This window comes from Arthrobacter sp. Y3223065 (assembly GCF_059090885.1).
In genome coordinates this window covers 86692-110590 of the sequence record NZ_JBNHGC010000007.1, presented here as the reverse complement: position 1 = coordinate 110590, position 23899 = coordinate 86692, and the positions used below count along the sequence as shown (strand labels likewise).

18 protein-coding genes are annotated in these 23899 nt (G+C 67.1%); 13 read left to right on the top strand and 5 right to left on the bottom strand.

The window, feature by feature from the left end; genetic code table 11:
* Positions 1–4: 4 nt before the first annotated feature.
* The 10 genes from glyA to AC5RUK_RS16630 all read left to right on the top strand — a co-directional run bounded on the left by glyA (position 5) and on the right by AC5RUK_RS16630 (position 12582).
* A complete protein-coding gene (glyA, locus tag AC5RUK_RS16675; protein ID WP_494152882.1) occupies positions 5–1300 on the top strand; it encodes a serine hydroxymethyltransferase in 1296 nt (431 codons plus the stop codon).
* Positions 1301–2518, top strand: coding sequence for a sarcosine oxidase subunit beta family protein (locus AC5RUK_RS16670; RefSeq protein WP_493987654.1), 1218 nt, complete (start codon positions 1301–1303; stop codon positions 2516–2518). It begins immediately after the preceding gene.
* A 14-nt stretch (positions 2519–2532) separates the two neighbouring features.
* A complete protein-coding gene (locus tag AC5RUK_RS16665; RefSeq protein ID WP_494152881.1) occupies positions 2533–2859 on the top strand; it encodes a sarcosine oxidase subunit delta in 327 nt (108 codons plus the stop codon).
* Positions 2856–5789, top strand: a complete 2934-nt coding sequence (locus AC5RUK_RS16660; protein ID WP_494152880.1) for a sarcosine oxidase subunit alpha family protein — start codon at positions 2856–2858, stop codon at positions 5787–5789. Before AC5RUK_RS16665 ends, AC5RUK_RS16660 begins: the two co-directional genes overlap by 4 nt.
* A complete protein-coding gene (locus AC5RUK_RS16655) occupies positions 5782–6411 on the top strand; it encodes a sarcosine oxidase subunit gamma (RefSeq protein WP_494152879.1) in 630 nt (209 codons plus the stop codon). The genes AC5RUK_RS16660 and AC5RUK_RS16655 overlap by 8 nt, the downstream gene beginning before the upstream one ends.
* 1 nt (position 6412) lies before the next feature.
* Positions 6413–7885, top strand: a complete 1473-nt coding sequence (locus AC5RUK_RS16650) for an L-serine ammonia-lyase (RefSeq protein WP_494152878.1) — start codon at positions 6413–6415, stop codon at positions 7883–7885.
* 125 nt (positions 7886–8010) lie between these two features.
* Positions 8011–8874: a formyltetrahydrofolate deformylase gene (gene purU / locus AC5RUK_RS16645; RefSeq protein ID WP_494152877.1), complete on the top strand. Its 864-nt coding sequence runs from the start codon at positions 8011–8013 to the stop codon at positions 8872–8874.
* Between the two features lie 150 nt (positions 8875–9024).
* Positions 9025–9669 carry a TetR family transcriptional regulator gene (locus AC5RUK_RS16640; protein ID WP_493987660.1) on the top strand — a complete coding sequence of 215 codons (645 nt, stop codon included), beginning with the start codon at positions 9025–9027 and terminating at the stop codon, positions 9667–9669.
* The gene (locus AC5RUK_RS16635; RefSeq protein ID WP_494152876.1) at positions 9666–11333 is read left to right on the top strand and encodes an MDR family MFS transporter; all 1668 of its coding nucleotides are present in this window, start codon (positions 9666–9668) and stop codon (positions 11331–11333) included. Before AC5RUK_RS16640 ends, AC5RUK_RS16635 begins: the two co-directional genes overlap by 4 nt.
* 40 nt (positions 11334–11373) lie before the next feature.
* Entirely contained in the window at positions 11374–12582 is a 1209-nt protein-coding gene (locus AC5RUK_RS16630; protein WP_494152875.1) for an LOG family protein, read from the top strand.
* Here AC5RUK_RS16630 and AC5RUK_RS16625 read toward each other — a convergent pair.
* The 3 genes from AC5RUK_RS16625 to AC5RUK_RS16615 all read right to left on the bottom strand — a co-directional run bounded on the left by AC5RUK_RS16625 (position 12577) and on the right by AC5RUK_RS16615 (position 16753).
* A complete protein-coding gene (locus tag AC5RUK_RS16625; protein ID WP_494152874.1) occupies positions 12577–13668 on the bottom strand; it encodes a matrixin family metalloprotease in 1092 nt (363 codons plus the stop codon). The genes AC5RUK_RS16630 and AC5RUK_RS16625 overlap by 6 nt on opposite strands.
* 129 nt (positions 13669–13797) lie before the next feature.
* Positions 13798–14901, bottom strand: coding sequence for a VIT1/CCC1 transporter family protein (locus tag AC5RUK_RS16620; RefSeq protein WP_494152953.1), 1104 nt, complete (start codon positions 14899–14901; stop codon positions 13798–13800).
* A 331-nt stretch (positions 14902–15232) separates the two neighbouring features.
* Positions 15233–16753 (bottom strand): sodium:solute symporter family protein, encoded by a 1521-nt coding sequence (locus AC5RUK_RS16615; RefSeq protein WP_494152873.1) that lies wholly within the window; start codon positions 16751–16753, stop codon positions 15233–15235.
* Between the two features lie 184 nt (positions 16754–16937).
* On the opposite strand from AC5RUK_RS16615, the gene AC5RUK_RS16610 reads away from it, so the two are divergent.
* The 3 genes from AC5RUK_RS16610 to AC5RUK_RS16600 all read left to right on the top strand — a co-directional run bounded on the left by AC5RUK_RS16610 (position 16938) and on the right by AC5RUK_RS16600 (position 20461).
* A complete protein-coding gene (locus AC5RUK_RS16610; RefSeq protein ID WP_494152872.1) occupies positions 16938–17513 on the top strand; it encodes a helix-turn-helix domain-containing protein in 576 nt (191 codons plus the stop codon).
* A gap of 186 nt (positions 17514–17699) precedes the next feature.
* Complete coding sequence (gene speB / locus AC5RUK_RS16605) at positions 17700–18764, top strand: agmatinase (RefSeq protein ID WP_494152871.1); 1065 nt, start codon at positions 17700–17702, stop codon at positions 18762–18764.
* Positions 18761–20461 (top strand): thiamine pyrophosphate-binding protein, encoded by a 1701-nt coding sequence (locus AC5RUK_RS16600; RefSeq protein WP_494152870.1) that lies wholly within the window; start codon positions 18761–18763, stop codon positions 20459–20461. Before speB ends, AC5RUK_RS16600 begins: the two co-directional genes overlap by 4 nt.
* A 144-nt stretch (positions 20462–20605) precedes the next feature.
* Here AC5RUK_RS16600 and AC5RUK_RS16595 read toward each other — a convergent pair whose 3' ends face one another.
* Both AC5RUK_RS16595 and AC5RUK_RS16590 read right to left on the bottom strand, forming a co-directional pair.
* Positions 20606–22012 carry an NAD(P)/FAD-dependent oxidoreductase gene (locus AC5RUK_RS16595; protein WP_494152869.1) on the bottom strand — a complete coding sequence of 469 codons (1407 nt, stop codon included), beginning with the start codon at positions 22010–22012 and terminating at the stop codon, positions 20606–20608.
* Positions 22013–22245: 233 nt separating this feature from the next.
* Positions 22246–23661 (bottom strand): PucR family transcriptional regulator, encoded by a 1416-nt coding sequence (locus AC5RUK_RS16590; protein ID WP_494152868.1) that lies wholly within the window; start codon positions 23659–23661, stop codon positions 22246–22248.
* Positions 23662–23899: the final 238 nt, after the last annotated feature.

Below are 23899 nucleotides of genomic sequence, written 5' to 3'. Positions count from 1 at the left end.
TCGGATGGTGAACACCCTGACAACCGGATTGTCCGCAGCGGATCCCGAGGTCGCCGGCGCCATTGCCCGGGAGCTGGAGCGCCAGCAGTCCACGCTGGAAATGATCGCGTCGGAGAACTTCGCCCCCACCGCGGTGATGGAGGCCCAGGGCTCGGTGCTGACGAACAAGTACGCCGAGGGCTACCCCGGCCGGCGCTACTACGGCGGCTGCGAACACGTGGACGTGATCGAGCAGCTGGCCATCGACCGGGTCAAGGCACTGTTCGGCGCGGAAGCCGCCAACGTCCAGCCCCACTCGGGTGCGCAGGCCAATGCCGCAGCCATGTTCGCGCTGCTGTCCCCGGGCGACACCATCCTGGGCCTGAACCTGGCGCACGGCGGGCACCTGACCCACGGCATGAAGATCAACTTCTCCGGCAAGCTCTACAACGTCGTGCCCTACGGGGTCTCCGAGTCCGACCACAGGATCGACATGGCAGAGGTGGAACGCCTCGCCGTCGAGCACAAGCCCAAGCTGATCGTGGCCGGCTGGTCCGCCTACACCCGCCAGCTGGACTTTGCGGAGTTCCGCCGCATCGCGGACAAGGTCGGCGCCTACCTGATGGTGGACATGGCCCACTTCGCCGGCCTGGTGGCCGCCGGGCTGCACCCGAATCCGGTGCCGTACGCCGACGTCGTCACCACCACCACGCACAAGACGCTGGGCGGTCCGCGCGGTGGCGTGATCCTGTCCAAGCAGGAGCTGGCCAAGAAGATCAACTCCGCGGTGTTCCCCGGCCAGCAGGGCGGCCCGCTGGAACACGTGGTGGCCGCCAAGGCGGTGGCCTTCAAGTTTGCCGCCTCCGAGGAGTTCGCGGACCGCCAGCAACGCACCCTCGAGGGCTCGCAAACGCTGGCCCAGCGGCTGCTGGCCGACGACGTTGCGGCCGCCGGCATCAGCCTGGTCAGCGGCGGCACCGACGTGCACCTGGTCTTGGTGGACCTGCGCAACTCGGAACTGGACGGCCAGCAGGCCGAGGACCGGCTGCACTCCATCGGCATCACCGTCAACCGCAACGCCGTGCCGTTCGATCCGCGCCCGCCGATGATCTCCTCCGGCCTGCGGATCGGAACCCCTGCCTTGGCCACCCGCGGCTTCGGCGCCGCCGAATTCACCGAGGTGGCAGACATCATTGCCGCCGCACTGACCCGTGCACCAGACGCGGAGCTGCTCACCGAGCTGCGCGGCCGCGTGGCCCTGCTGGCGGAGAAGTTCCCGCTCTACCCCAACCTGAACGCCGAGCCGAACGGAGCCGAATAAATGGCCGACCTGCTGCCCGAGCACCCGGACTTCCTCTGGCGGAATCCGGAGCCGAAATCCTCTTACGACGCCGTGATCGTCGGCGGCGGCGGCCACGGCCTGGCCACCGCCTACTATCTGGCCAAGAACCACGGCATGACCAACATCGCGGTGCTGGAGCGCGGCTGGCTGGCCGGCGGCAATATGGCCCGCAACACCACGATCATCCGCTCCAACTACCTCTGGGACGAGAGCGCGGGAATCTACGAGCACTCGCTCAAACTCTGGGAGCAGCTGCCGGAGGAACTCGAATACGATTTCCTCTTTTCCCAGCGCGGCGTGATGAACCTGGCGCACACGCTGCAGGACGTGCGCGAGAGCATCCGCCGGGTGAACGCCAACCAGCTCAACGGCGTGGACGCCGAGTGGATCACCCCGGACCAGATCAAGGAACTGTGCCCCATCATCAACACCGGGGACGACATCCGCTACCCGGTGATGGGGGCGACCTACCAGCCCCGCGCCGGCATCGCCAAGCACGACCACGTGGCCTGGGCCTTCGCCCGCAAGTGCGACGAGATGGGCGTGGACATCATCCAGAACTGCGAGGTCACCGGATTCATCAAGGACGGCGACCGGGTTGTCGGCGTCGAAACCAGCCGCGGCCGGATCAACGCGGGCAAGGTCGGCCTGGCCGGTGCGGGACACAGCTCGGTGCTGGCCGAACTGGCCGGCTTCGAGCTGCCCATCCAGTCGCACCCGCTGCAGGCGTTGGTCTCCGAGCTGCACGAGCCGGTCCACCCCACGGTGGTCATGTCCAACCATGTCCACGTTTACGTCTCCCAGGCACACAAGGGCGAACTGGTCATGGGCGCGGGCATCGACACCTACAACGGCTACGGCCAGCGCGGCGCCTTCCACGTCATCGAGGAACAGATGGCCGCCGCCGTCGAGCTCTTCCCGATCTTCGCCCGCGCCCACGTGCTGCGGACCTGGGGCGGCATCGTCGACACCACGATGGACGCCTCGCCGATCGTGTCCAAGACGCCGATCGACCAGCTCTACGTGAACTGCGGCTGGGGGACCGGCGGTTTCAAGGGGACGCCCGGCGCCGGCTACACCTTCGCCCACACCATTGCCACGGACGAGCCGCACCCGCTGAACGCCCCGTTTGCCCTGGACCGGTTCGAGACCGGACACCTCATCGACGAACACGGCGCCGCCGCCGTGGCCCACTAGGAAGGAAGACCGAGATGCTTCTGATCGAATGCCCCTGGTGCGGGCCGCGCGACGAGACCGAATACCACTACGGCGGCCAGGCCCACGTGGCCTACCCGGCGGATCCGAACCAGCTGAGCGACGCGGAATGGGCCAAGTTCCTCTTCTACCGCGCCAACCCCAAAGGCCTATTCGCCGAACGCTGGGTGCACAGCACCGGCTGCAGGCGCTGGTTCAATGCGGTGCGCGACACCGTCAGCTATGAATTCAAGGCCGTGTACAAGCCCGGCGAGAAACCACCGATCGACCTCGGCAGCCTCGCGGGTGACAAGGCCCAGCCAGCCGAAGGAGGAGCGAAATGACCGCCCCCAGCAACCTCGCCGACCAGTCGCAGCGGCTTGCCGCATCCGCCGGCGCCGCTGCCCGGATCGACCGGACCAAGCCGCTGAACTTCACGCTCGACGGCCACACCTACACCGGCTACGCCGGGGACACGCTGGCCTCCGCGCTTCTTGCGGCCGGGAAGGTCACCGCGGGCGACTCGCTTTACCTCGGCCGTCCGCGCGGCATCATGTCAGCCGGCGTGGAAGAGCCCAACGCCCTGGTCAAGGTCAGTGCCCGTTACGCCGGGCATGTTGACGAGTCCATGCTGCCGGCGACCGCCTTGGAGCTGACGGACGGCATGGACGCCAGGCTGCTGAGCGGCCTGGGCCAGTTGGACCCCCGGACGGACGAGGCCGTCTACGACCGCAAATACGTGCACACCGACGTGCTGGTGGTCGGCGCCGGCCCGGCCGGCCTCGCCGCAGCCCGCGAGGCAGCCAAGAGCGGTGCGCGCGTGATCCTGATGGACGAGCAGCCGGAGGCCGGCGGCTCCCTGCTGTCGGGCCGCGGCGAGATGGTCGACGGCCGCCCCGCGCAGGAGTGGGTCGACCGGACCGTCGCCGAGTTGTCCGCCGCCGACGAGCTGACCTATCTGCCCCGCACCACGGCGTTCGGCAGCTACGACAGCAACTTCATAGTGGCCGTCCAGCGCCGCACCGACCACCTGGCCGGGGAGCTGGGAGCCGGTGTCTCCCGCGAACGCATCTGGCACGTCCGGGCCCACCAGATGGTGCTCGCCACCGGCGCGCACGAACGTCCCATCGTCTTCGCGAACAACGACCGCCCCGGCATCATGCTGGCCTCCGCCGTCCGCAGCTACCTCAACCGGTACGCGGTGGCCGCCGGCAACCGAGTGGTCGTCGCCACCAACAACGACTCGGCCTACAAACTGGTCGCCGACCTGTCTGCGGCGGGCATCAAGGTCGCCGCCGTGGTGGAGGCGCGTACCGAAATCAGCGGCGACGCCGCCGAGATGGTCCGCGCGGCCGGCACCCGCCTGATCACCGGCAGTGCCGTGGTGGACACCGACGGCCAGAACGACGGCGGAAGGATCAGCGCCGTCGTCGTCAGCGGTCTGGATGCCGAAGGCCAGCTGACCGGGGAACCGGAAACCATCGAGGCGGACCTGCTGGCGGTCTCCGGCGGCTGGAACCCGGTGGTGCACCTGCACAGCCAGCGGGAGCGCCGCCTGGCCTGGAACGACGAGCTGGCGGCCTTCGTGCCCGGCCCCGCGATCAAGGACCAGCAGACGGCCGGCGCCTGCAACGGAACCCTGGATCTGGCCGGCAGCCTGCAGGAGGGTGCCGCCGCCGGCGCCGCGGCGGCCACCCGCGCCGGCTTCAGCATGGACCCGGAGGTTCCCGCGGCCGCCGCCGAGACCGTCTCCCCGATCCGGCCGCTGTGGCTGGTTCCCGCCCCCGACGGCGAGGCCGCCGGCTGGAAGAACCACTTCGTGGACTTCCAGCGCGACCAGACGGTCGCCGACGTGCTGCGTTCGACCGGGGCCGGCATGCGCAGCGTGGAGCATGTGAAGCGCTACACCTCGATCAGCACCGCGAACGACCAGGGCAAGACCTCCGGGGTCAACGCCATCGGCGTCATCGCCGCGGCGCTGAACAATCCCGACGTCGGAAGCATCGGCACCACCGCCTACCGCGCCCCCTATACTCCGGTGGCGTTCGCCGCCCTGGCCGGCCGGCAGCGCGGGGAGCTCTTCGACCCGGCGCGGCTCACCTCCATCCACCCGTGGCACGTCGCCCACGGTGCGCTGTTCGAGGACGTCGGACAGTGGAAGCGGCCCTGGTACTTCCCGCAGCCGGGCGAGGACATGGACGCCGCGGTGCTGCGCGAATGCGCCGCCGTCCGCGAATCCGTCGGCTTCATGGATGCGACCACGCTGGGCAAGATCGAGATCCGCGGCAAGGACGCCGGCGAATTCCTGAACCGGATGTACACCAACGCGTTCAAGAAGCTGAAGCCGGGCCTGGCCCGCTACGGGCTGATGTGCACCCCGGACGGCATGATCTTCGACGACGGCGTGACGCTGCGTCTGGACGAAGACCGGTACTTCATGACGACCACCACCGGCGGTGCGGCCAAGGTGCTGGACTGGCTGGAGGAATGGCTGCAGACCGAATGGCCGGAGCTGGACGTCGTGTGCAACTCGGTCACGGAGCAGTACACCACCGTCGCCGTCGTTGGCCCGAAGTCCCGCGCGGTCATCGCCAAGCTGGCGCCCGAATTGGACCTGGACAACGACGCTTTCCCGTTCATGGCGTTCAAGGAAACCACGCTCGCCTCCGGCATCCCGGCCCGAGTCTGCCGGATCTCGTTCTCCGGCGAACTGGCGTTCGAGATCAACGTGTCCTCCTGGTACGGACTGAAGGTCTGGGAAGACGTGGCCGAGGCCGGTGCGGAGTTCAACATCACCCCGTACGGCACCGAGACCATGCACGTGCTGCGCGCCGAGAAGGGCTTCATCATCGTCGGCCAGGACACGGACGGCACGGTGACCCCGCAGGACGCAGGCATGGAATGGGTGGTGTCCAAGGCCAAGGACTTCGTGGGCAAGCGCTCCTACACCCGCGCCGATAACCTGCGCGAGGACCGCAAGCAGCTGGTCGGGGTCCTGCCGGTGGACAAGTCGTTCCGCCTGCCCGAGGGCGCGCAGCTGGTCAACCACGGAACCCGGATCGCGCCGGCCGAGGCGCCGGTGCCGATGGAGGGGCACGTGACCTCCAGCTACCACAGCGCCGCGCTGGGCCGCAGTTTCGGCCTGGCCCTGATCAGGAACGGCCGCAACCGCATCGGCGAGACGCTGCAGGCACCCGTCAACGGGCAGCTGGTGGACGTCGTCATCGCAGAACCCGTACTCTACGACCCCGAAGGGAGCCGTCGTGATGGCTGAACAGGTCATGACCAACATTGCAGCACTGCGCCGCAGCCCGCTGGCGCACTTGACCGAGGCAATCAGCCAGGGCGCCGTGGCCGGCGAACGTGGCGTCAGCCTGCGTGAAATCCCGTTCCTGAACATGGTCGGCCTGCGGGCCGAGCCGGGATCGGCCGGCGCCAAGGCGCTGGAGGCCGCCGCCGGGCTGCCGCTGCCGTCCGCCCACGGCCAGGTTGCCGGCGGCGCGGACTCGACCGCCATCCTGTGGCTGGGGCCGGACGAGTTCCTGCTGGTCGGTCCCGAGGGTACGGATGCCACGGCGGACCTGACCGCCGCCCTCGGGGGAGAACCGGGCGCCGTCGTCGATCTGTCCGCCAACCGCACCACGCTGGAACTCTCCGGACCCTCGGCCCGGCTGGTGCTGGAGAAGGGCTGCCACGCGGACCTGCACCCGCGGATGTTCCGTCCCGGCACGGCGATCACCACGCAGCTGGGCCCGGTGCCGGTGCTGCTGTGGCAGACCGCGGAGCAGGACGGCGGCCAGGTCTACCGGATCATGCCGCGGGCCTCGTTCGCCGACTACACCGCCCGCTGGCTGCTGGACGCCATGACGGAGTTCGCCTCGCCCGAGGTCGATTGAGATGGCACTGAGCGCGCTGGACCTGTTCTCGATCGGCATCGGACCGTCGTCGTCGCACACGGTGGGGCCCATGCGGGCCGCCCGGCAGTTTGCCGAGTCGCTGGCGGCCGACGGGCTGCTGGAGGCGGTGGCCCGGGTGAAGTCGGAGCTGTTCGGCTCGCTCGGTGCCACCGGGGCCGGCCACGGATCGGACAAGGCCGTGATTTTGGGCCTGCAGGGCGAGGACCCGGAAACCGTTGATCCGGATGCCGCTGACGCGCAGGTGGAGGCGGCAGTGGCCGGGCGGAAGCTGCGCCTGGCGGGCACGCATTTGGTGGAGTTCGACCGGGCGGCCGACGTGGTGCTGCACCGCCGCCGTTCGCTGCCGGCGCACCCCAACGGGATGACCTTCACCGCGTACGACGCCGGTGGCTCACCGCTGCGCGCATCCTCCTATTACTCGGTGGGCGGCGGGTTCGTGGTCACTGCCGAAGAGGCCGAGGGCGCGGCGGAAGAGGCTGCGCACGGGAGCGATGCAGCGCGCGACGCCGGCGCGGGGGAGCGCGACGCCGGTGCGGCGGGCTCTCCCGCGGACGGGGAGCGGCTCCCGTACCCGTTTTCCACCGCCGCGGAACTGCTCTCCCGCTGCCGGGAGGCCGGAACGTCGATCGCCGGCGTGATGCTGGCCAACGAGCTCACCTGGCGCAGTGAAGCCGAACTGCGGGCGGACCTCCTGCGGATCTGGGCCGTGATGCAGGAGTGTGTGGAAAACGGCTGTACCCGCACCGAGGAGACCCTGCCCGGTTCACTGCTGGTCCGCCGTCGTGCCCCGGGGCTGCGGCGCAGGCTGCGCGCCGCCGAGGCGGCGCTGGCAGCGGAAGGCACGCCCAACGCCGACCCGCTGTGGGCGATGGAGTGGGTGAACCTGTACGCGTTGGCGGTTAACGAGGAAAACGCCTCCGGCGGGCGGATTGTCACGGCGCCCACCAACGGCGCGGCCGGCATCCTGCCCGCCGTGCTGCACTACTACATGAGGTTCGTGCCCGGCGCGGACGACGATGCGGTGGTGGATTTTCTGCTCACCGCGGCGGCCATCGGCATCCTGTTCAAGACCAACGCCTCGATCTCCGGGGCCGAGGTCGGCTGCCAGGGCGAGGTCGGATCAGCCTGTTCGATGGCGGCCGGTGCATTGTGCGCGGTGCTCGGCGGGACACCGGAGCAGGTGGAAAACGCCGCCGAGGTCGGAATCGAGCACAATTTGGGCCTGACCTGTGATCCGGTGGGCGGCCTGGTGCAGATTCCCTGCATCGAACGCAACGCCATTGCCAGCGTCAAGGCGATCAACGCCGCCCGGCTGGCGCTGGCCGGCGACGGCGACCACCGGGTGTCCCTGGATATGGCCATCAAAACCATGCGGGATACCGGCGCGGACATGATGTCCAAGTACAAGGAGACGTCGCGCGGCGGACTGGCCGTCAACGTCGTCGAATGCTGAACAGCCAGCGCTGAATTGCCAGGGCTGAACAGCCAACGCTGAACAGCCAGCGCTGAACCTCCAGCCGGACGGCAGTCCCGCCAAGACTGCCAAACGAAAAGTTAGACCGAAAACGGGGTAGCAACATGCCGATCCACCACGAGCACATCCTGACCCTCGACTGCCCGGAGCGGTTGGGGATTGTCCACGCGGTCTCCGGTTTCCTGGTGGAGCACCGCCAGAGCATCCAGGAGCTCAAGCAGTTCGACGACCGGCGGGACGGGCATTTTTTCATGCGCACGGACTTCGCCGGGGAGAACGGCGGAACCAACTCCACGGAGCGGCTGCGCGAGGCGTTTGCGCCGTTGGCCGAGCAGTACGGCATGGCGTGGCAGCTGGAACCCAAGGGCCGCCGGCGGCGGGTGCTGGTGATGGTGTCCAAGTTCGGACACTGCCTGAACGACCTGCTCTTCCGCTCCCGGATGGGGGAGCTGCCTGTGGAGATCGTCGCGGTCGTGTCCAACCATCTGGACCACAAGGGGTTGGTGGAATGGCATGAGGTCCCGTACTACCACGTGCCGGTCACGCCGGAGACGAAACCGGCCGCCGAAGCCGAGCTGCTGCAACTGATCGACGCCCACAACGTGGAGCTGGTAGTGCTGGCCCGCTACATGCAGGTACTCAGTGACCACCTGAGCCGGGAGCTGACCGGCCGCACCATCAACATCCACCACTCCTTCCTGCCCAGCTTCAAGGGGGCCAAGCCCTATCACCAGGCCTACGATAAGGGAGTGAAAACCGTGGGGGCCACCGCTCACTACGTTAACGCCGAGCTCGATGAAGGCCCGATCATCGCCCAGCAGACGGTGGAAGTCGACCACACCTTCGGGCCGGAGGACCTGGTCGCCGCCGGCCGCGACACCGAGTGCAAGGCCCTGACCAACGCGGTCAAGTGGCACTGCGAAGGCCGGGTCATCCTGCACGGAAACCGCACCGTGGTGCTGCGCTAAGAGCGGCGGGTTGGATGGTTTCCGCGCGGACAGCGGCCATCCAAATCCCTCTGGTCCCGACGTCACCCACCGGTGTGACGTTCCTCAAATTCTTGCAGGAATGAATGTTTGCACTTGTGCAAGGAGCGGCCGGGCTGGCACACTGGTTCGGTGAGTCAACTAAATTCCCTGCGTGAGCGCAAGCGCGCCGAGTGCTGGGCAGCCCTGCATGATGCCGCGGCGGAAGCGGCTCTGGAAGAGGGAATCGAGGCCGTCACGGTGGATGCGGTCGCGCTCTCCGCGGGGGTTTCCCCGCGCACCTTCTTCAACTACTTCACGTGCAAGGAAGACGCGGTGCTGGGCCTGCGCGAACCGGTGCTTGACGATGCCATGCTGGCCAAATTCGACGTCCATGCCAATCTGCTGGATGAAGTCGGCAAGTTGATGCTGGCGGTCACCCGTTCCATCCAAGGCGGAGACGACGCCACCCGCCACCGGATCCTGCGCAAGTACCCGCACCTGCTGCACCGCCGCGTCCAGTACGTCGTCAAGGTGGAGCAGTTGGTCACGGCAGCGGTCTCCGAACTGCTCGCCGGCTCCGACCGGCTCGCGGACGCTGAACGAATCCTGGCCACACATCCTGTCGGCGGGCAGTACACCGCCGAAGACGCCGCCCGCATGCTGGTCATGACGGCAGGCGCAGCACTCCGCTTTGCCATGCAAAAAACCATGTCCCAACCCACCCTGGAATCGCAGACCGAGGCCCTTGAGCACAGCCTGGCCTTGCTGCGTGCAGTTCTGAAGGAATCCGAATGAAGAACGAAAGCCGACCGGCGCTACAGCGCCCACCGGCATCCGCGACGTCCCGGCCGGGGCAGCATGGCCACAGCCATGGCAACCTGCTGCTGGTGTTCGTTGCGCTGATGATGGCCATGTTGCTGGCCGCCCTGAACCAGACCATCCTGGCGACCGCACTGCCCACCATCGTGGGCGAGCTCAACGGCGCCAACCTGATGCTCTGGGTGATCACCGCCTATATCCTGGCCGCAACGGTCATGATGCCCATCTACGGCAAGCTGGGCGACCAGATCGGCCGCAAATACCTGCTGGTCGCCGCGATCATCATGTTCTTGATCGGCTCGGTCATCGGCGCCCTGGCACCGGACATGGGCTGGCTCATTGCCTCCCGTGTGGTGCAGGGGCTGGGCGGCGGCGGACTGATGATCCTCTCGCAGGCCATCATTGCCGATGTGGTTCCCGCCCGGGAACGCGGCAAGTATATGGGCGCCATGGGCGGAGTCTTTGCGTTCTCCTCCGTGGTCGGACCGCTGCTGGGCGGCTGGTTTACCGAGGGACCGGGCTGGCGCTGGGCCTTCTGGTTTAACATTCCGGTGGGCGTCTTGGCCTTGATCGGCGCGCTGTTCTTCCTGAAGTCCCGGCCGGTCAAGGTGCGGCCGAAGCTCGATCTCTGGGGCATGCTGCTGATGGCGGTCGCGACCACCGGCCTGGTCCTGGTGAGCAGCTGGGGCGGCAGCACCTTCGCCTGGTCCGATCCGGTGCTCATCGCCCTCATAGCGGGCACCGTGCTGGCCGCCGTCGGGTTCGTGCTGGTGGAGCGAAAGACCGCCGAACCCATCATCCCCATGTCCATGTTCCGCGACCGCAACTTCATCATGACCACCATTGCGGGCCTGTTGATCTCGGTGGCCATGTTCGGCGCCCTCGGCTACATGCCCACCTACTTCCAGATGGCTACCGGAGTATCGGCCACAGCCGCCGGGATGCTGATGATTCCCATGATGGCCGCGCTGCTCGCGTCGTCAATGATCTCCGGAATCCTGGTCTCCAGGACCGGCCGTTACAAATGGATGCCGGTGGCCGGTTCGGCGGTCATGGCGGTAGCCCTGCTGCTGATGTACTTTGTGCGCGCGGACACGCCCGTCTGGGTGCTCTGCGTTTACCTGGGCCTGCTGGGCCTTGGCCTGGGCCTGAACATGCAGATCCTGGTGCTGATCGTGCAGAACTCCTTCCCGCTGCGGCAGGTGGGCACGGCGACGGCGGCCAACAACTTCTTCCGCCAGATCGGCGCCACGCTCGGCTCGGCCGTCGTGGGAAGCCTGTTCGCCCACCGCCTGGTCGACCTCCTCAACGACCGCCTGCCGGCCGCCGCCGTCGCGGCCACCGGAGGCGGCAACTCGCTGACGCCGGACATGGTCGCAGGCCTGCCCGCACCGGTGCACGATGTCATCATCGAGTCCTACAACGAAGCCCTGATGCCGCTCTTCCTGTTCATGGTGCCGATGGCCGTTGTCGCCACCGTGCTGTGCATGTTCGTAGTGGAAAAGCCGTTGGCCACTGCGCTGGAGCCGGACGTCCTGGCCGAGGCAGCCGCGGAGGGGAATATCGCGATCACCTCCGCGACCGAGGGCAACCGGCCGGCGAACACGGACCTGCGCCAGGCCGAAGCCAGCAACAGGTAGCGCGCCCGGGCAGCCCGGAGCCCGCGGTTATGCTGGCTGCATGGGAGCGTCAGCGGCACTGCACAAGGAACCGCGTGTCATCGAGATTGAGTCGCTCGAGCACTTCGACCGGCTCGTCGCCCGGGCGCCGCGGGCCAGGGCAACGGAGGACGGCGAGCGGCGGCCATCCGGCGGTCCGCAGCCAACCGGGGCACCGGTGCCCGGCGGGGGACCGCCGTCGATGAACGGCTGGCACTTCCAGTCGGTGGATCTCACGGGGCGCACGGCGGCCCTGCGCAGCATGGACCCGGCAGGCGCGATGTTCCTGGGCTGCGCGTTCGAGGCCGCCACCGAGGAGTGGCTGCACCGCAACGGTGCGCTGATCTTCCCCACGCTGCCCGGCGTCCCGTTCGACCCGTACCGCGGCCAGGTCTACACCGCCGTGGAACTCTACAGCGGGCTGGACACCGGACCATACGAGGGGACGCTGGACGCGCAGGTCTACGCATGGTCGTCGCGCTCCGCCACCCGCCACGACCTGGACTCCACCCTGGCGGCAAGCCTGCACGACCATGCCATCGGCGACGCCATGGAGGCGCTGTTCCCCACCGTGTTCGCGGGTCGGAGGATGGTGGGGGTGATGGGCGGGCACGCCGCCGCGCGGGGCAGCGCAATTTACGACGGCGCCGCCCGGCTGGGCAGGCTTCTAGCCAGGGAGGGGTTTGCCGTGGCGACCGGCGGAGGCCCGGGCGCGATGGAAGCCGCCAACCTGGGCGCCCGCCTCTCCGCGGCCGGCGATGACGAGTTTGCCGGCGCGCTGGAACGGCTGGCCGGCGTCCCCGGCTTCCGGCCGTCCATCACCGACTGGGCCCGCGCCGCGGCCGACGTGCTCGCCGAGGCCGGACCCGGCGTCGCGAATCTGGGCATTCCCACCTGGCACTACGGGCACGAGCCGCCGAACCTGTTTGCCACCCACATTGCCAAGTACTTCGGCAACGCCCTGCGCGAGGCGGTGTTGCTGCAGCGCTGCGACGGCGGCATCGTGTTCCTGCCCGGCGCCGGCGGCACGGTGCAGGAGATTTTCCAGGACGCCTGCGAAAACTACTACGCCACCCCGGAAGCGCTCTCGCCGATGGTCTTGGTCGGGCGCACGTACTGGACCGAGGAGCTGCCGGCCTGGCCGTTGCTCCAGGCGCTGGCGCGCGGGCGGTCCATGGAGGGCGCGGTGCATCTGGTGGACACCGTGGAGCAGGCCCTGGACGTTCTATAGCTCGGGCACGCACTCGCCTTGGCCCAGTAACGACAAGCCGGTGAGGTCGCCGTCGGCAAAGGTGAGGATGTCGCGCGAGGCCTGGGCGTACATCAGCTGGGTGGGATCATCAACGTGGTCCAGGCCGAGCAGGTGGCCCAGCTCGTGCATGATGATGGCCCGCGCGGCGTCGTTGCCCCCGGGCGAACCGAGCAGCTGGCGGAACTGCGGGGTGTCCAGTTCGACCTGACCTGACACGTAAGCGGAAACCCCGCCGCGTGATGCCCAGCCGCTGCCGCCCAAGCCGATGGTCGGGCCGGCCAAGGAGGGGCTTTGCTCCGGGTCGGACCAGGCGATCAGCACCGGTGCCCAGCGCTCGCCGTAGCGTTCGGGCTGGTAGGACCGGCGCCGCTCGGCGGGCTGTTCGGTGGTGGTCCCTTCGTAAATGAACTGCAGCCCGGTGGCCTCCGAGACGTGTTCCACCGCCTCATGGACCAACTCGGTGCTGCCCGCGGGGGAGCCTGCCGTACGGACCACATAGCGGACCGGGCGGCACGGGTCGTAGGCGATGTAGTCCTGCCTGTTGGACGGCGAGGCCAGGAAACGGTAGGAGTCGTTCTCCTCGTAGACCGGCGCGGGCACCCCCAGCGGTTCGTCCGCGACGTCGACTCCCGACGGCGGAAACCCGCCGTGGCCCGGACCCTTGACAGCGGATCCGGCGTCGAACGGAACACCCTCAAGGGCGGCGGCCCCGCCGGGTGGCACCGCTGAGGCGAGCCGTGGTTGTGCCATCCAGACGAAGGCCCACGCGGCCAGCGCCGCAGCGGCGGCCAGCAGGAGGAACTTGCCAAACGGTGACGGGCCGCCGCGCAGGTTCGGTTCGGCCCCGGGGGCCGGGGCTTGCCAGGCCGGTATGGACTGCTGCCCGGGAACGCGCCCCTGCCGCGCCGTCGGGTTGATCCAGACCTGCCCCTGGCCCGGGTGCGCACGCGGGCGCTCGGCGGAGCCGGCCGGGACCACCTGCGGTGCCTGGCCCGTCCCGGACCCCGGCACAAGCCGGCCCCCGCCCGGTGCATGGCCCGGGCCCTCGGTCGGTGGCCAACTCATGGTCCCCCTAGGCGTGGCGGACGGCGGTGCACCCTTGCCCCGCTTGCCTCAGAGTAACCAAAGCGTGAGACAAACGGTAGATGTCTGCACAATGGCCGGCAGGTGAACAAGCCGGCCACCGCCGCGGGATCAGACCGCCGTGGTGCCGAACAAGGAACCCAACAGGTAGGTGGCCAGGGCCGCACCGAAGCCTATCGCCAGCTGCCGCAGGGCACGCTTGAGCGGCGAGGCCCCGGACAGCAGCCCCACGATTCCGCCGGTCACCAGCAGTGCCAAGCCGACCAGCACCAGTGCGACCACGACGGCCGCGGTGCCCTGCATACCGAAGATGTAGGGCAGGATCGGAATCAGCGCTCCGCTGGAGAAGAACAGGAAACTGGAGAGGGCAGCGTTCCAGCCGGTGCCGATCTCCTGGTAGTCGTTGATGTACGTTTCCGGCGGCTGCAGGGAGAAGCTCGGATCGCAGTCGCAGTCCAGATAGCCCATCCGTTCGGCGGCACGGTGTTCGGCAGCTTCCGGGGTCATGCCCCGCGCGCGGTATACGAGCACCAGTTCGTTCGCGTTCAGGTCCAGGTCCGGTGCTGCGTGCAGGGTGATCTGGGTGGGGCGGGTGGCAGAGAGCAATTCGCGCTGGGAGCGAACGGAAACATATTCGCCGGCGCCCATGGACAGTGCCCCGGCGAGGAGGCCCGCAAAGCCAGCGAACAGGATGAATCCGCTGGAGACCCCGGTGGCACCGATGCCCATGATCAGCGCCAGGTTCGAGACCAGCCCGTCGTTCGCGCCGAAGACCGCCGCGCGGAAGTTGCCGGAGAGCCGGGCGCGGCCGCGGGTGGCCAAGCCGCGGATGACCTCTTCGTGAATCAGTTCATCGGCGGCCATCGCCTCGGTCGCCGCAGGCTCACTGCCGTAGGGGGAGCGGCTCTCGGCCCGCTGCGCCAAAGCCAGCACGAACACCGAGCCGAAGCTGCGGGCCAGGAACCGCAGCACGGTGCGGCGCAACGACGGCCGCAGCCCTTGCCCGGCGTGCTCGCCCAGCAGGTCGCGCCAGTGTTTTTCGTGCCGGCCCTCCGCGTCGGCCAGGGCCAGCAGGATCTCGCGTTCCTCGCCGTCGCGGCGCCTTGCCAAATCGCGGTAGATGGCGGCTTCGGCGCGTTCGTCGGCCAGATAGCGGCGCCACAGCCGGATGTCGGATTTTGACGGCGATGCTTTGCCGTCGGGTTGGGAGTCCATAGGGTCGGGGCCGGCTGGATCGGGGCTCGTAGTCACGCTGCTCCTGAGTCGGACCGGAGACGATTCGACGATCTCCGGTCAGTTAACCATCAACTGACCGAAGGTCTCGCTCGCCCGGGCGCAGCGGATCAGGCGGTACCTGCCCTGCGCTCAGGTGGACTGCCGGGCCGCACACGCTGGCCAGTATGTCGACAGGCCTCCACGCCCGGTGCGCGTTACGCGCGCGGCGGTGGAGCTACTCCCCTTCGCAACCTCCATTGTAGCCGGTCGGGGCGGTCCCTTGAGACCGCCCCGACCGTCGGCGTCTCCTAACGCGACATGGGCAGGAGCCTCAGCGCGTGATGACCTCGTCGGGACCTTCGACCGGGATTTCCTCCGTCGCCTGCCCCGCCACCCGGCGGTCCCACGCCTGGCGCACGGCGGCATCAGTGGGCTTCGTGAGCAGCGATACTCCCACGTAGACCAGCGCGGAGGCGATCAGGCCGTAGTAGATGGGTTCGTTGGCGTAAACGCCGGCATATTGTTCCTCGGCGTTGACTTCCAGCACGATCATGGTGGTCAGCGTGACGATGGTGCCGGCCGCCATGGACCACGCGGCGCCCAGGCCGGTGCCGCGCTTCCAGACGAGCCCGCCCAAGATTGCGACCAGCAGGCCGCCCACCAAAATGTCGTAGGCAATGGTCAGCGCAGCGACCACGTCCTGCACCACGATGGCCAGCAGGATCGAGACCGCACCCAATCCGAAGACCCACCACCGGTTGCCGGCCACGTCGTGTTCGGTGTTCTCGTGGTCGTAGTGGACGTGCTTGCCGAACCAGGAAGCGACGAACGGCACCACGTCGGCGCGTGCCACGGTCGCCGCGGCAATCAGGCAGCCGGACGCCGTCGACATCATCGCGGCCACGGCCGCGGCCAGCACAATGCCGCCGATGCCGATGGGCAGCAGGTTCATGGCCACGTCCGCGTAGACGTCGTCCTCGACTTCGATGGCGGGCAGTGCCACGGAGGCTGCCATGCCGATCAGGGCACCGGCGGCTCCGTAGAGGATGCAGTAGATGCCGGCCGTTGCGCCGCCCCAGCGGGCGACGCCGGGATTGCGGGCGGTGAAGACGCGCTGCCAGATGTCCTGGCCGATCAGCAGGCCCAGTGTGTAGACCACGAAGTAGGTGATGATGGTCTGCACGCCGATGCCGGTCAGCGAGAAGAATTCCGCATCAACGCGCCCGCGGATGCCGTCCAGCCCGCCAGCGGCCGACCATGTGAACGGCAGCATCAGCAGGAAGACGCCGACGGTCTTGATGATGAACTGGGCCATATCGGCCAGTGTGATGGACCACATGCCGCCGACCGTGGAGTAAATCAGCACAATGGCGCCGCCGACGGCGATGGACAGCCAGCGCTCCCAGCCGAAGAGCACCACCATGATGGTGGCGTACGCCCCGGTGGACGTGGCGCAGAGCATGAGCGTGTACGCCAGCATGACGATGCCCGACACCTTCGTGGCGTGCACGCCGTACCGCAGCGTAAGCATCTGTGCCACGGTGTAGATCTTCAGCTTCTGCAGGGTCGGGGCAAAGAGCAGGCTCAGCAGCAGCACGCCGGAGCCGATCGCGACCACCAGCCACATCCCGGAGATGCCCCACTTGTAGCCGAGGCCCACCCCGCCGACGGTGGAGGCTCCACCCAGGACGACGGCGGCCATCGTGCCGGTGTAGAGGACGGGGCCGAGGCGGCGGCCGGCCACCAGATAGTCGCTGGTGTTCTTGGTGCGGGTTTTGCCCCACCACCCGAAGAGCAGCATGGCGGCCAGATAGGCCACCACAATCACGACGTTGACGATTTGACTGTCCATGGGGGACTCCAAGCGAGAATAGCGCGGGACGACATGCCGGAAATTGCCTGTGAGGCAACAAGTGTTGAGTGTTAAGCTAAATGTGGCACGGGGCACACGTCAACTCGGCCAGGCTGCCGGGGTCTCGACGAGAGTAGTGCCCTGCACGCCGTGTCCGTCAACTCTGCACCGAGAAGGATGATTAGTGAAGGCACTGCCAGTCGAACCCAGCAATGACCCGGTGGCCATAGGCTCGCGGATCCGCGCCGCACGCCAGGGCCAGCGCATGACCATCGAACAGGTGGCGGATTCGACGGGGCTCACCAAAGGATTCCTTAGCCGGGTGGAGCGTGACCTGACCTCGCCGTCGGTGGCATCGCTGGTCACCCTGTGCCAGGTGCTGTCGATCTCCATCGGGGACCTCTTCTCGATGCCGGAAACACACGTCTCGCGCGCGGGGGAGGGGCCGCGGATCAACCTGGGCGGCGAAGGCATCAAGGAGGAGTTGCTGACCGCCCGGCACGAGCGCCGGCTGCAGATCATCCGTGCCGTGATCGAACCGCACGGCCGCGGGGAAGCCGATCTCTACTCGGTGGACTGCGACGTGGATGTCCTGCATGTGATCGCCGGCAGCATCACCCTGGTCTTCACCTCTGAACGCTATGAACTCGGCGCCGGCGACACCATTTCCTTCTCCGGGCGGGAGCCGCACACCTGGATCAACGAGAGCGACGAAGAGGCCATCGTCACCTGGACGTTGGTCCCGGCTGCCGCGCGCTAGCGTGCCCGGACCGCGCGAGCGCTCGTGCCGCACCCCGCGGTCTTGACTGTTACCCCCACCACAAATAACATCACAGGCAACAGATGTTGCACATAAGGCAACCACCCGAGTCGGTCGCAGCTGACCTCGCGCCGCCCGCAAACCGCAACTGACCCGCTGCCCGCCCGCGCCCCTCAGAGGAGAACCATGGAAGAGCTTCGTGTGGAAGCCAACGGCCATCTTGGCCCGATCGATTCGTCCCGCATCCCGCGTTACGCCGGAGCCGCCACCTTCGCCCGGCTGCCCCGCTTGGACCAGGTGCAGCAGGCGGACATCGCCGTCGTCGGAGTCCCCTTCGATTCCGGGGTTTCCTACCGTCCCGGCGCCCGCTTCGGGGCCAACCACGTGCGCGAGGCCTCGCGGCTGCTGCGACCGTACAATCCCGCCTGGGACCTCAGCCCGTTCGAAGAGGTCCAGGTGGCCGACGCCGGGGACATGGCAGTGAACCCGTTCAACATCAACGAAGCCATCGAGACCATCCAGCAGAACGCCCTCGACCTGACCGACTCCGGCACCAAGCTGGTCACCCTCGGCGGCGACCACACCATCGCGCTGCCGCTGCTCCGCGCGGCCGCCGAGCGTGCCGGCGGCCCGGTCGCCATGCTGCATTTCGACGCGCACCTCGATACCTGGGACACCTACTTCGGCGCCGAGTACACGCACGGCACTCCGTTCCGCCGCGCGGTGGAGGAAGGCATCCTGGACACCGAGGCCATTTGCCACGTGGGCACCCGCGGCCCGCTCTACGGCAAGAAGGACCTCGACGACGACCATCGTTTCGGTTTCGGCATTGTCACCAGCTCCGACGTCTACTACGAGGGCGTCCGTGACGTGGTGGCCAAGCTGCGTGACCGGATCGGCAACACCCCGCTCTACATTTCGGTCGACATCGACGTGCTGGATCCCGCCCACGCACCCGGCACCGGAACCCCGGAGGCCGGCGGCATCACCAGCCGGGAGCTGCTGGAAATCATCCGCGGGTTCCGCGGCATGAACCTCGTCGGCGCCGACGTGGTGGAAGTGGCCCCGGCCTACGACCACGCGGAGATGACAGGAGTGGCCGGCAGCCATGTGGCCTACGAACTCGTCTCGTTGATGGCCGACAACGCGTCCGGCGGTGGGTCCGGCAACGGCTACAGTGCCCAGGCGCTGAAGGGCGCGGGCGCCGCCGTAGGCAGCGGCAACGGATTGGATCAGGAGTCCTTCGAATGACAGCAGCAGGAAAAGCCCCCTCCACCGAAGCGGCCTCAGCCGAACCGACCGTCCGCAATGGCGGGGACCTCGTCGTAGAAACCCTCAGCGCCTTGGGTGCGACCACGGTGTTCGGTATCCCGGGACAGCATGCCCTGGGCTTGTTCGACGCCTTGTCCCGGTCGTCGTTGCGCTTCGTCTCCTCCCGGGTGGAGAACAACTCCGCCTTCGCGGCCGACGGGTTCTCGCGTGCCACCGGCGAGGTCGGCGTGCTGTTCCTCTCCACCGGCCCCGGCGCCCTGACCTCGTTGGCCGGGCTGCAGGAGGCCTACGCCACCGGCGTGCCGATGGTGGTCATTGCCAGCCAGATTCCGCTGGAAGGCTTGGGCGCGCGCCGCAAGGGCATGCTGCACCAGCTTGACGACCAGAAGGCCTCGGCGGCCAACGTCACCAAGAGCCAGCGGTTGATCCAGCACGCTTCCGGCATTCCGTCGGCCATCCAGGACGCGTGGACCGAAGCGATCTCGTCGCCGCAGGGTCCGGTCTGGGTGGAGGTTCCGCAGAACGTGCTGCTGGACCCGATCATGGTGCCGCCGGTGGAGGACGCGCTGGCCGAGGCATTCGACAATCCGCCGCGGACCGAGCTGGTCAAGGAAGCCGTCCACTGGCTCTCCGAGGCCAAGCGGCCGGCCATCATCGCCGGCGGCGGAGCCCGCCGGGGCAAGGCCGAACCGTGGCTGCGCTCCATCGCGGAAAAGCTGCGTGCCCCGGTGGTCTGTTCGCCGGGCGGCAACGGCGCGTTCCCATGGAACCACGAGCTCTCGCTGCAGTCCTGGGTCGAGGACCGATACGTCACCGACGTCCTCGAAGATGCCGACGTCCTGGTGGTCGTGGGCTCGTCGCTGGGCGAAGTGACGAGCAACTATTTCACGATGGAACCGCGGGGACGGATCATCCAGATCGACGCCGAACCCCGGGTCCTCGAATCCAACGGCCCCGCCCTGGGCATCCGCGCAGACGCCGGCCAGGCCCTGCAGGCGCTGGACGCAGCCGTCTCCGGCGATCCGGGCAACGGACCCGACTGGCACGGCCAAACGCCCGAGCAGCTGGTCAAGGACACGCTGGCCAAGGTGCAGGCCCGCCTGGACAGCCAGGATCTGGCCAAGGAGCGGACCTTCATGGCCGATATCCGCGAGGCCGTGCCGGACGACATGCAAACCTTCTGGGACATGACCATCTCCGCCTACTGGGCCTGGAGCTGCTGGGACTCGCGGGACGGGGAGTTCCACTCGGCCCAGGGCGCCGGCGGCCTGGGCTACGGTTTTCCCGGCGCCATCGGCGGCAGCGTCGGCCTGGCCAGCCAAGGAAAGCCGGCGCGCGTGCTGGCCGTCTCCGGCGACGGCTCGGCCATGTATTCGATCAGCGAGCTGGCCACCGTCCGCCAGCACAACCTGCCGGTCACCTGGCTGATTGTGGACGACGGCGGCTACGGCATCCTGCGCGAATATATGGAAGGCGCGTTCGGCCGGGCGACGGCCACGGAACTGGCCCGGCCGGATTTTGTTGCCCTGGCGCAGGCCTTTGGCGTGCCCGCACGCCGGGTGGCACCGGAGGACGTCGGCCCCGCGCTTGAGGAAAGCTTTGCCGCCGAGGGACCGAACGTCGTCGTCGTGGAGACCCTGCTCAAGATGTTCGCACCCACGCACCTGGTCGGCTGACTCTTAAAGCGGCGTCCAACCGTCTGGTCAAGTCGGCGGCGGCGACGGTCTTCAGCAAGATGCTGCGTGACCGTCGCCGGCGGACCTCCGCCTTCTCGCCTCCGCCCAGCAGAGGGGGCCGCCCGGCGGGGGAAGTGGACGATTTTAGCGGCCACTGACGAGGTTCGCGGTACGTGCGAGCCAGTGGGTGGTGGGAGCGTCAGTGGCGTATTCACGACGGTCCGCATGCCTGTAGGCCGCGTAGAGCGCCGTCGCGCCGATCCAACGGATCGGTTCGACCTCCCAGTTGCGAGCTTGCCGGCCCACCCAGGGAAGCCTGGTCAGTTTCGTGTCTTCGCCGAGGATGAGGTCGCGGAGTGTCCTCGCTGCGAGGTTAGTGCCGCTGAGACCATGCCCCACGTACCCTCCGGCGGAGAGGATGCCTGTAGCGCGGTCGAAGTTCACGGAAGCGCACCAGTCCCGGGGCGCGCCCAAGACGCCAGACCATGACTGCTCGAGGCGGACGTTCGCCAGCGCGGGGAAAAGCTCCATGAGCCTGTGCCTCAGCTGGGCTACCGCCGCATCGGCTGTTCGCCCGTTTCGGTCGAAGCTCGATCGGAAGTTGTACGGTACGCCCCGGCCACCGATGGCGATACGCCCGTCTTGGGTCCGGTGCATGTAGGTGAAGCTATGGGCGACGTCACCAACGAGTTCTCCGCCAGCCCAGTTAATCGCTTCAAGCTGTTGCGCGTCGAGCGGCTCCGTGACGACCATGCTGCTGTTCATCGGCAACAGTTTCCGCGCCTTGCCCTTCAGCGACAGGGTGTAACCCTCCAGCGCCTCGACAATGAACTTTGCGTTCACCACTCCGCAGTTTGTCTGTACACGGTGCGCCCCAGTGCTGAGAGCCGTCGTCGACTCGTAGATCCGGACTCCCAGCGATTCGACGACATTGGCGAGTCCACGGGTGTACTTAGCAGGATGGACGCGCGCACAATGAGGCGTCCAGTACCCGCCTCGCGCGCCGGACACCCCGACTCGCCCATCAAGTTCGTTGGGGCCGAGTTCGAAGACGTCCTCGTTACCCCACCCCTGCGTTCTCATCTCGTCGATGTGGTGGCGTGCCCGGGACAGCTGGGCGGCGTTAGTTGCGACATGGATCAGCCCGTCGTGCACCAGGTCAGCGGAAAATCCCTCGTCTTGGGCGACCTTGACCGATTCCCGCACCGCACCAAACATCTCTTGTTGCAAGCTATGAGCGGCCTCAACGCCGCCCGATTTCGCATAGCGCCTAAATTGCCCGGCAGGCTCAGCGCTCATCCAGCCACCGTTGCGTCCGGAAGCTCCGAAACCGACGAATTCCCGTTCGAGGATGGCGATTTCCAGCTCCGGTTGTGCTTTCTTGAGGTAGTAGGCGGTCCAGAGGCCGGTGAGGCCTCCACCGATGACCGCCACGTCGACCGCCGTATCCCCGTCGAGTGAGGGCCGTCTCTCCGGGAGGCCGATGCTCCGCATCCAGAATGAGACCTCTCCGTTGACAAAACCTGGATTGTAGTCGGCCTGCAGCACCATATCTGGCCCATCTCCTCGCTGTAACGGTGGTATTTCAGCCGAGCCTAGTCCCGCTCCGGGGCCAGCCGGATCCGTTTATTGTATGAATGCGCGCGCAAAACTATTCCCACGTCCAACACGAGACGACCTGAAGCCCGCGCCTCAGCGGTGCACCCGGAATAAAACGGTCTGCTCCGTGACCGGGATCCCCGCACATATCGGGCGTCCAACCACTGCGCAGGACGACACAACCACTAGCGGTCCCTGGTTGCCTCCCACGCCTGGTAAGCAATCCAAAACGCGGATAGGTCAGCCGAACGGGTCACACTCAGTCCGGATTCTTGCTCGATGCGGTTAAGTCGGTAGGCGAGGGTTTGCCGATGAATATCAAGTTCATCGGCGGTTTTCTGCCAATGCCGGTCGTTCCGCAGATAAGCAAAAAGCGTGTCTCTGAGCTTGGTGGCAGTGGCAGATGATTCGGCAAGTGAGCCCAGTACACCGGCGATAATCTCATCCGCTTCGCGGCGCGACCTGGAGAGAACTGCGATAGTAGTCCCTTCGAATTCGATCCACAGCCGGTCGCTGTACTGAGCGGCGGCAAGCACTCGAATCGCTTCGTCTGCAAACGTCCTGACGTCCCGATGATCCGTAAAAGTCGAAGACACACCGAAGCGAACGTGCGTCGGCTCCACAAATCGCTGAAAGTCCTCGATGTTCTCATAGGGAATGAGGGCAAGGTGGTCCGTTGGTCCGGCCCCCACAAGAACTGGTAGTTGCCGCAGTGCTACTCCCCGAGCGATGCGCTCTCCTTCTCCGGAGCAAAAGGCTGCCACTTGAAATCCGCTTAATGCTTGGTGCTCGCCCAAAAAAGCCTCAACCTCGGAAGTGAACGCACCAGTCAGTAACTGACCCAAGGCGCGCGCAGATGCTTCAGCACGATGGTTAACTGCGGCGAGGACCCGATCAACGCTGATTTCGAGGACCTTCATGAGATGTACCAGGATGAAACTCTCCAGCGCCTCTCGTGGATACTCGAATATCAGGAGTTCGGCCGCGTGGGTGCCACGCAGCGGATACTTCCGCTGCGACCGGTCCACTTCCATATTTTGTGCCACGTCCGCTTCAAGAACGGTCATCCCGGTGAGGCCATCGTTGACGCGGAGGCCGATGCGCAGGAAGGATGCCAGGTCTTGTACTAACTTGCCTGCATCATCATCAGCCGTCGCGGCGATCTGGTAGAGCTTGCTGAGCTTGAGTACCTGCAGAATCTGTGATGAGGAAGTCGCAGCTGCGACATGGCGCGCAACGACAGCGTAGGGCGTTTGCGCGGCGGCAAGCAGGACGGGAAATTTCCTCTGATTTGCTTCCTCAAGCATCGCTTCTGACACGACTGGTGCAGTCTCATGGTCACCGATCATGAGGCCGGCGAGGCCAGCATCGTCGAGTCGCCCGATGAAGTCGACCTGATTGCCCGGGTCGACGGGAATGCAGAGGCCGACGGTCATGAGAAGTTCGTGCGGACCGAGCCATTGCTCCGGAGCCTGCATTTCGCAACTGTGCGCCCAAAGCACTTCCCGGTCCAAGCCTGTTTCACCCGCCAGGACATTGATCCCCAGGCTGGTGGTCGATACCAGGTCTTGAACTTTCAGGACGGTCTCTGTCGCAGCCATAGCACTGGATCCTAATACAGCCACAGGATCTGTTTTAGATCATTGGACGAAAAGCCTTCACGCGCGCCCCTTCGCTCAAAGCCGGTCAAGCCGGCGCTGGTGGACTATCCATGAAACGAGGCCGCAGGTCTCAGGGCGGCTCGTCTCGATGCCCGACTGCTTCATCCACCGGCACGCGTTGGCGAGAACCGTGTGCTCCACCTCCGGAACTAGCCTCCCAAACAGCCGGAAGCATGAT